The organism is Candidatus Nitrosopumilus salarius BD31 (assembly GCF_000242875.2).
Taxonomy (GTDB): Archaea; Thermoproteota; Nitrososphaeria; order Nitrososphaerales; family Nitrosopumilaceae; genus Nitrosopumilus; species Nitrosopumilus salarius.
In genome coordinates, this window is the sequence record NZ_AEXL02000075.1 from 62,510 (window position 1) to 71,449 (window position 8,940).

The 8,940-nt window shown below is 31.3% G+C and carries 10 protein-coding genes; 8 read left to right on the top strand and 2 right to left on the bottom strand.

The features are described 5' to 3' along the window. Positions 1–35: 35 nt before the first annotated feature. Positions 36–857, bottom strand: coding sequence for a CFI-box-CTERM domain-containing protein (locus BD31_RS03635; RefSeq protein ID WP_008298715.1), 822 nt, complete (start codon positions 855–857; stop codon positions 36–38). A gap of 111 nt (positions 858–968) precedes the next feature. Here BD31_RS03635 and BD31_RS03640 point away from each other — a divergent pair, with 111 nt between their 5' ends. From BD31_RS03640 to BD31_RS03670, 7 genes are all read left to right on the top strand, one after another. After that, positions 969–2,669, top strand: coding sequence for a hypothetical protein (locus BD31_RS03640; protein ID WP_008298648.1), 1,701 nt, complete (start codon positions 969–971; stop codon positions 2,667–2,669). Positions 2,670–2,701: 32 nt separating this feature from the next. Next, a complete protein-coding gene (locus BD31_RS03645) occupies positions 2,702–2,908 on the top strand; it encodes a hypothetical protein (protein WP_008298620.1) in 207 nt (68 codons plus the stop codon). Further along, positions 2,865–4,466, top strand: coding sequence for a hypothetical protein (locus tag BD31_RS03650; RefSeq protein ID WP_048097410.1), 1,602 nt, complete (start codon positions 2,865–2,867; stop codon positions 4,464–4,466). Before BD31_RS03645 ends, BD31_RS03650 begins: the two co-directional genes overlap by 44 nt. A 64-nt stretch (positions 4,467–4,530) precedes the next feature. Then, on the top strand, positions 4,531–4,923 hold the full coding sequence (locus BD31_RS03655) for a hypothetical protein (protein ID WP_048097411.1): 393 nt from the start codon (positions 4,531–4,533) through the stop codon (positions 4,921–4,923). Then, a complete protein-coding gene (locus BD31_RS03660) occupies positions 4,916–5,416 on the top strand; it encodes a winged helix-turn-helix transcriptional regulator (RefSeq protein WP_008298721.1) in 501 nt (166 codons plus the stop codon). Before BD31_RS03655 ends, BD31_RS03660 begins: the two co-directional genes overlap by 8 nt. Next, positions 5,346–6,635: a peptidase gene (locus tag BD31_RS03665; protein WP_238536056.1), complete on the top strand. Its 1,290-nt coding sequence runs from the start codon at positions 5,346–5,348 to the stop codon at positions 6,633–6,635. The genes BD31_RS03660 and BD31_RS03665 overlap by 71 nt, the downstream gene beginning before the upstream one ends. Positions 6,636–6,695: 60 nt before the next feature. Next, a complete protein-coding gene (locus tag BD31_RS03670; RefSeq protein WP_008298604.1) occupies positions 6,696–7,376 on the top strand; it encodes a hypothetical protein in 681 nt (226 codons plus the stop codon). A gap of 72 nt (positions 7,377–7,448) precedes the next feature. Here the strand turns inward: BD31_RS03670 and BD31_RS03675 are convergent, their stop codons facing one another. After that, a complete protein-coding gene (locus BD31_RS03675; RefSeq protein ID WP_158641221.1) occupies positions 7,449–7,775 on the bottom strand; it encodes a hypothetical protein in 327 nt (108 codons plus the stop codon). On the opposite strand from BD31_RS03675, the gene BD31_RS03680 reads away from it, so the two are divergent. Beyond that, the coding region (locus BD31_RS03680) for a hypothetical protein (protein WP_008298647.1) at positions 7,754–8,940 on the top strand (1,187 nt) is incomplete at its 3' end. The two genes, BD31_RS03675 and BD31_RS03680, sit on opposite strands and share 22 nt — an antisense overlap.

The window sequence follows — 8,940 nt, forward strand, 5'->3', positions numbered from 1 at the left end:
CATAAAAACCTCACTGGAATTTCCATTTGTGAAGACTAGTTCTTTTTAGATTGGTACAACTTTAGAATACCAAACACAGGAATGCCAATATACATTCCAATATTAAGAAGAACTACAGATATGCCATATCCTAACATCTTTTCTTCTGAATCAATGTCTGCCTGATTTAATAGCGATAATGATGATAGCATTGGAGTTAATGTCACTTTTACCACTTCTTTGAAAATAGGATGTTCTCTCTCAAAGTCGGCAACTGTTGGTGAGAATGAATAATAAAATTGATTAAAAGTAGTCATAAATGCCATGCCCGAATCTGTTTTTAGAATAGTATTATCTCTCAGTTCTCTTAATTGTTGTACTTGCGGTGCCATCTCAGAACCATATGTGGCAGTTGCAATTAGACATCCACCGTTTTCTTCATTTGGTTTATTATTTTCAGAAGGAAGTGTTGATTGAGTATTAACTTCACCTACTGAAATATCAAAAGAAACTGTTTCTGGTGGAATTGGCTGAAACAAAATCCCCTCTATTTTGAAATTCATAGTATACACTCCTTCACCTTGATTGAACTCTATTGGAATTTTTACAGAACCAACTGATGTATGCGTAAGTGGAATTGGTCCAAAAATAGTTTCACCTTCTTTAAAAACTGTTACTGACCAGTCAACATGCTCTTGAATTTTTTGTGTTTGAGGATTAATAAAATCTATATTTATTTTGGTTTGTATGTTTGGTTTAATTTCATCATATGTTAATTTGACATCTAGTGTTCCTTTTTCAGTTGGTAATGTTTGTGATTCTGCAAACACTGGAATAATTAACAAAGGAACTAACAACAACAATAGCAAAAATTTCATACATTTCCTTTAAAATTGATAAATAAAAGTCGTACTGTAATTTTCATAAAAAATTCCCACGCATAGAAATCCTATACCATATTTAAATATGGAATGAACACAAATTTTGTGTTGTATAACAAATTTGCATTATTACTAATTATTGCTGGCATTTTCATCATTCCTGTTATTCTCCCAAACGCATTTGCTCATGGACTTGGTGGTGATCAAGCAAAACCAATCAGTTTTGGTGATATGCAAGTAACTGTACGTACACAACTAAGTCCATCTGATATTACTGTTGGTGAAGTTGATACTGCAAATATGCAAGTACGTTTCTTTGATACGTTAACTGACAAAAATCTTGATCAAGTAACATATAGAGTAGAAATTTGGCAAAGTGGTGAACTTTTAGCTAGAAACTTGTTTTATGATATGGATGGAAGATTAGATGTAAAAATCAAACCAAAAGCTACATGTAATGAAACTCATCTTGAAGAATGCTCAATTTACGGAGGTTCTGAACATGCTAGTGCACCAGGTGCATTATATGTTCAAGGTGCAGAATGTAATGATAATAATCTAGATATTTGTGCAAGACCATCAATCACTGGTCCAATATTTGTAAAGGGTGGTTTGTACAAAATTAGAGTTGATATTGAAGGTGCTACTAGTCCTAGAACTGTGCTTGCAAATTTACTAAGTTATGAAACATTTGTTAGTGTAGCACAAGAACAAAACTTTTTTATCAAACCTGCAAATGCTGAAGAAGTACCAGTTATTGTAAAAACATACTATGACGATGTTGATAATTTTAAATTTGAACAATCAGATAACTCCATCTCATTTGATATGCCCTTTGATTGGGATCCATCATATGTTGATCAAGTACAAGTAGTACATGAAGAAGTAAGAGTTCCAAAAACATTTACACCTTATGCAGAAGGTACACAATTCAAAGGATATGTTAATGGAGTGGAAATTGACCAGAGAGCATTACTAAATGATCCTTATACATATGAAGATACTAACATTGTTCATTTTCTAATTACCAAAAAAGAATTACAAAAAATAAATGAACACTTGGGTGCAAATAACTATGACACGACTAAAATGGATTTGAAACTGGTTCCATTAACTGGGGCTTCAAAAAGTTCAACAGAATTCTATCTTGTTGATACTGTTAATTATGAACAAATTCCAACTACTGTAAACATTTCATGGGATGGGAAGTATGGTGCTAATCAAGAAATTCCTTTTGAATTTACATTCTTTAATGAAAATGGAGATCTTATCAAAGATATTCATTATGCATACTTTGTTTTTGATGAGTCTGATACAGAAATAGCCAGCAATGTAGGCGATGATTCTACAATGCTTGGAATTCTTGCTACTGAAGGAATTGATGTTCAAAGAATCTTTGTTCCTTCTCAAGGTCAAATTAGAGTAGATGTCAAAGTTTTAGGAACTGGTTTAGATTATAATCCACAATATGCAGGAATTGGCTCTGCACTTATTGAGATAGGTCCAGGTTCTCCAAATGCTATACCTCAGAAAGCACCAATTCCTAGCTGGATTAAAAATAATGCTGAATGGTGGGCAGCTGATCAAATTGACGACAACTCATTTGTTCAAGGTATTCAATTTTTGATTAAAGAAAATATCTTAAAGATTCCACCAACTTCACAAGGTACTGCAACTAGTTCAAATGAAATTCCCACATGGATCAAAAATAATGCAGGCTGGTGGGCTGATGGATCAATTGATGACGATTCTTTCATTCAAGGTATTCAATTTTTGATTAAAGAAGGAATTATGAAGATCCAATCATAGGTTTTTAAATAAATTCAGATAAGTGATACTATATGAAAGACATCAATGACATCATGCCAAAAATTCCAAACATGAGATGGGGAGCTTTGATGAACAGAGCACCAACCAATGATAAAGTTGAAGAAATGAACAAAATTTTCCCAGATAATGGCAAGTGGCATACTGTATTTGAAGAAAAAGATCTAATCACCATTGATGGAAAAGAAATACGTAAAAAAGATCCTAACAAGTGGACATAGTTTGCAAAATTTATCACTAATTTCAATTCTTATTCTTTCTACTGTATTTGTATTAGGATTTGATAGTGTATATGGTCATGGTGTGGGGAGTGAAACTTTTCCACCCGTAGATCTTGATGGAAAACTTGTTACTTTAGAAGTATCATCTTCAAAAAATAATCCAAACACAAATGATGATCAACAAATATCTATTTCATTGATTGATTTTAATTCAAAAATTACTTTACGAGATACCACCTTTCTGATAAAGTCTGAACGTGGGGATCAATTTCTTTTTGAACAAGAATTTAAGGCAGATAATGGATTCATAGTTTTTAATTTTATATCTGAAGATACTGATTCTATTGTAGTTGAGGCTGATAACAATAATAATTTTTTTGGTTCATTATTGGGACTTGAAAGCAGACTAGTTAATGTAAAAGGACCCAAACTTAGTGAAGGTGGTTTGTACAAATTTGATATTAAGATTCTTACTGCGAATGACTATTCTAAAAAATTAGAAAAGCCATTAACTTTCAATGCAGGCATATCTATTGCTCAAACAACTAGACATGATTTTGTTGATCCAAACTTTGGCGAACAGAACATCCATGTTATTACGTATTATGATGAAATTTCAAATTTTCATTATGATCCTGTTTTGAAGAAAATCTCTTATTTCATGCCCTTTGATTGGAGTGAATCAAATGTCAATCAAACCTCTGTTGTTCATCAAGAACTTGTAATACCAAAAAAATTTGGTGATTTACTAGTTTCTGGATTTTCCATGTATGTAAATGGGATAAAGTTGGCTGATGATGTTGTCAACATAGATGATTTTTTTTCTGATGGGCGTGTTGTCCATTTTATAATTTATCAAAGAGAATTAATGAATATTTTTCACAGTAGCACAAATCAGAATGGGATGAATTTTGTAATTCAGCCAGATCGTGATTACGTTCATTTAAGTTCAGTTACTGATAATGGTCAATTTAGAATTCTTACAACTTGGGAACCTGAGTTTCTGAAATCAAATTCAAAAGCAAAAATAATTTTTGATATCACAGATATTTTCTTAAAAAATAAACCAGTTTCTGCAAAGTATGATTTTTCAATGACTCAAAATGATCGCATAATATTCGAGCAAAGTGGAATTAGTACTGATTCTAAAAATGAACATAATGTCATAGAGTTTTTTATTCCTGCTGATGTTACAGGAATTGTAAATCTAAATTTTAAAAATTTTAACGACAATAATCTTGCAAAGACAACTATCCCAATTGTTATTGATAGAATTACTACTCAACAAGAAATTATTATTCCTGATTGGATTAGAAACAATGCATTATGGTGGTCTAAAGATCAAATTGATGATAAAACTTTCATCCAAGGAATTGAATATCTTATAAAAAATCAAATTATAGTCATTCCATCAACTCAGCAGGAAACTTCAAACTCTCAAAATATTCCCATATGGATTAGAAACAATGCAGGTTGGTGGTCTGCTGATCAAATTGATGATAATACATTTGTCCAAGGATTGCAATACTTGATTCAAAAAGGAATACTTCGTGTTTGATCCCCTGCTGATTCTATACATGAACCAGTCTCTTTAAATTCACAAAAACACCATTTAGTTTACTTTGTTTAGACCTGAAAGGATAGTTGAGAGAAAATCTACCTTATTTTCAGTTGTTGTAACTGGCGTCATAGCAATTTTGGCTTTACCTATTATTATTCCGCACATATTGCATGGTTATCATCTGATACACATTTTCTTGCATATTGGCGGACTTAGTCTTGCTGTATTCATTTCGGTACTTGCAGGATTTGCATATTACAAATTAAGAACAAAACGACTCTTACTTAGTGCAGTGGCATTTACTGTCTTTATTGGTGCTCAAATTGCTTTGTTAGTAGATGCAACATGGCCCATAATGTATGATTTTGAAATAATGTCAATTTCTGAAATAGGACATTTATTGACGTTTGTAACATTAGGGTTATTGGCATTAGGAGTATTTCGAAATGACTGATAGAGATTCACAAATTCAACAAATTATTGAAAAAAATCCCGGAATTCAATTCCGTGAAATTATGCGTTCATCTGGATTAAAAAATGGTGTACTAAGTCATTATTTAGGAAAATTAGAAAAAAATGGAGTTATCAAAGCAACACGTGGTCCTAGACAAATTAGATTCTATCCACCACAAATTACTGAAGATGAATCTATAATAATCAAAGCTCTAAGAAAGCAAACTCCACGTGATCTCATACTTGCATTAATTAAAAAAGATGGGTTAGAATTTTCACAACTAGTACAAGAAGTTAAAAAATCACCATCAACTGTTTCACTTTATTTATCACAACTTGTTGAAGATGGTCTAGTAGAAGTAAAATTAATCCAACTCAAAAAAAGATATCATATTAAAGCAAGAGATCTTATAGATAAATTAATTGAAGACTATAGACCAGGCCCACTTGAAAAACCAACATCAGGATTCGAAGATATATTCAATTCTTTCTAATCTAATTATTTGTATAATTTCGATCACATTATTTTGTATAATTTTATTTCCAGCATCTGTTTATGCTGATGTTTTCATTCCAGATAGTGAATACCTTGGTTACTATGATTATGAGGGAATTTACACTGTTGTTGGAAATGTCAAAAATCAAAATGATTTTGCATTGATTCCAACAATCACAATATCAATAATTGATGATGAAACAAAAATCACTAAGACACTTAATCATGTTCCAATTCCTGCAATGACTGATATTCCATTCAAATTAAAATTTCCAGAGATTCACGGTAAAAACCCTGTTGTGTTAGAGGCAGATCTAAAATATGTTAAAACTAAGAAAAATTCTATTCCTATCCAAATTATCTATGACAAAACTCTAGTTACTTATGATGATGGTCATGTTACTGGTAGAATAAAAAATATTGGAAATCAAACAGTATACAATCCCAAAATTTTTGCAATTGTTCATGGTTATGAAACTCAAATCCTAGATGTTGCTCAAAACATTGAACGCATTGAAAAAATTGAACCTGAAGAAATTCTAAACTTTACAATATATCCTGATCCATCTGTTTCTGAACCAGTTAGGTTTTACTCTTGTTTTGCACCAGTAGATACCACAGTAATTCCAGTAACTGCAAAAAAGAATGGAGGAGAATTTGATTTTCGATATGATTCAGGTGCATGGTATTCAGCAGCTGAATTCATCAATGATGGAACAACACTAACAATGCGTGGATACAATAGTTATCCTCTTGAAACATATGCTAATTTTGAATTTCCACCAATTTCAGGCAAAGAAAAATTTGATGTGACAATAAATGACAAGCCTGTAGACTTCATTCAAAGTGTTGATGAGATGGGCCAATGGCACGTTGCATATCTAGTAGGACCTCAATCCCAAGGAATTCTAAAAATCACTGGTTTTGAAAAAGGATTGCCACCAGAACTACCTAAAATTCCTCAATGGATTAAAACAAATGCCGAATGGTGGACTACTGACCAAATTTCTGATTCTGAATTCATGGAGGGGATAGATTTTTTATTTAAAAAAGGAGTGATATTTGTTGCAGGCAAAAAAATTATTGTGGAATCTGAATGGTATATTCCCTCTTGGTTTAAAACTATTGCATCTTGGTGGTCTGAAGAAAAAATTTCTGATGATGATTTTATAAACGCAATTGAAAATCTTGTGAAACAAAAAATAATTGTAATTTAATATGGTACATTCGACGAACAACCCAGATTTATTTTAAATAATAAAATTTTAATTTTATTAATGAATACAAAAACAAATTCGTTGCTAGCAATTTCTGTTGCAGCTATTCTTTCATTGTCTGTTGTAGCAATTGGAGAAATTCCACAAGTAGCAGCCGATAAGAATGATAAAAAAGATCATGACGAGAAAAATGGCTTCAATAAGGATTTCAAAGAATTTTCAAAAACCCCCGACTTTGAATCCAATAATTGTATTGTAACAGGTTTTGCTTCAAATCTATCTCCAGAAGCACAAGAAGCTCTGGATTGTAGTATGCAAGCATGGCTTGACAACAAAGGAAAATCCTTAGTTTACAAAATTGCTATATCTGGAATGGAATTGATTGATAGTGACGCAGATACACAAGATGATTTGTATCAACTACACATTCACAAAAATATCCTAGGAACTCTTGAAAATCCAATGGGACCACATGTATTGGATGTATATAGAGCACCTACGTTTGGCGATGCCGATCTAGTTGTTCTACCAGTACAAGGTGAATTACGTGGAATCTGGGATGATGGTGATCATGATCCATTAAATGCTGAGAATAATATTGAACTGTTATGCAGTAGTCAAATATTTGCAGCAGGACATGGTGATGTAGAGGATACACCTGGACATCATGCACCATATATCAAGATGTCATTAGAGCCAACTAAGAGTGGCGAAAAAGTCTGTAAGAAACTAGGTTTCTAAAACCTTTTTTTTCATTTTTTTTAAATATGTTTTAATGAATTTATTATTACAAAACTTCTCTATCTTTTCAGATTAATTTTTTGAATACTGTTGAAAGTTAAACCAGTACAATTTTCTAATGTACCAATTTTCTTTTAATTCATTATGAAATACTATGGTTATACAGGCCATAGTTGGGATGAGAAACTGAGGAGTCATCTTAGTACCTGTTTCCCATCTTTTTTTATTTAATGAAATTTTAATAGTGGAAATTTCAAATGATAAAATCTTGAAAATTTTAGTTACAGTAATTCTCATTTCTGTCATTTTTTCATTTTCTTTAGTTCCAAATGTATTTGGACATGGATTGGGTGGAGAAGTTTTACCTCCAGTGTTAATTGAAGAGAAAAAACGCTTCACTTTCAATTGGAATAACTCCATCCGTTTATGATCCTGAAAATCCAGAAAAATACATCTCACTTCGACTTTTTGATTCTGATACTGATGCAATCATTGAGCATGTTACATTTGAATTTGAATTAAAAAAAGATGGGAAACAAATTTTCAAAGAAATTTTTCATGACGAATTAGGAAATCTCAAAATAAAAGTAATCACTAATAATTTGGATGATGTTATAATTGAAGGTGTCCAAGAACCAACTTTAGGCGGTTGGATGAAAAATAATTCTAAACCACTAGTTCTCAAAGGTCCAATTTTTACTTCTGGAGGGCTATATGATTATACTATCAAAATTCTATCAGTTAACTCTGATTCTAATATTATTGATGATGAAATCATGCTAGATGGTGCTATTAGTCTTGCACAAACAAATTTTTTCAAAGTAAATGACTATCTAAGTGAAGAAAAAACTATTCAGATAATATCTTATTTTGATAAGATTGAAGAATTTAGTTTTGAATCAAATACCATAAAGTTCTCAATGCCTTTTAATTGGAATCAAGATCTTGAACAATTAAGTGTAGTTCATCAAGAAATTAGAATTCCTAATACGTTTGGAGATTTTCTTTCAACAAAATATGAATCTACAGTAAATGGTATTTTGCTACCTGATGAATCTATAACAATTGATGATTATTCGTTTGAAGATAGAACTGTTCACATTGTTGTTAATCAAGAATTAATCAAACAAATTCGTGATAAAGCAATACATACATCAGATACACAAATGAATTTTCAACTCACACCAAGCAAAAATGTTAAATTTCCTCTAGAGTTTACAACTCCCGATTTAAGATACAAAGTACTTTTGTCATGGAAGCCTGAAATTATTCATTCTGGCGAAGAAATTACATTTTTTATCAATTTAGAGGAGTATTTTTCTGATAAAGCAAAAAAATTAGTTGAATATGATTTGACTTTAATTCAAAAAAATTCTAAAATATTTTCAAAACATCTAGTAGGAAATGTAAATTCTGAAAAACCCAATTCTCATAAAATTACATTTAATGATGACCAATCAGGCACGGCAAACTTTGTTTTATCTAATATTAATGGAAATTCATTGTCTAAAGGAAATTTTATTTTAGTAATACATCCTAGTATACTTCAAAATGACTCACCTGC

Excerpts from the sequence above, each read along its gene's own strand:
- BD31_RS03635 (WP_008298715.1), bottom strand. The coding sequence starts at position 857 with ATGAAATTTTTGCTATTGTTGTTGTTAGTTCCTTTGTTAATTATTCCA.
- BD31_RS03645 (WP_008298620.1), top strand. The coding sequence starts at position 2,702 with ATGAAAGACATCAATGACATCATGCCAAAAATTCCAAACATGAGATGG.
- BD31_RS03650 (WP_048097410.1), top strand. The coding sequence starts at position 2,865 with ATGGAAAAGAAATACGTAAAAAAGATCCTAACAAGTGGACATAGTTTG.
- BD31_RS03660 (WP_008298721.1), top strand. The coding sequence starts at position 4,916 with ATGACTGATAGAGATTCACAAATTCAACAAATTATTGAAAAAAATCCC.
- BD31_RS03670 (WP_008298604.1), top strand. The coding sequence starts at position 6,696 with ATGAATACAAAAACAAATTCGTTGCTAGCAATTTCTGTTGCAGCTATT.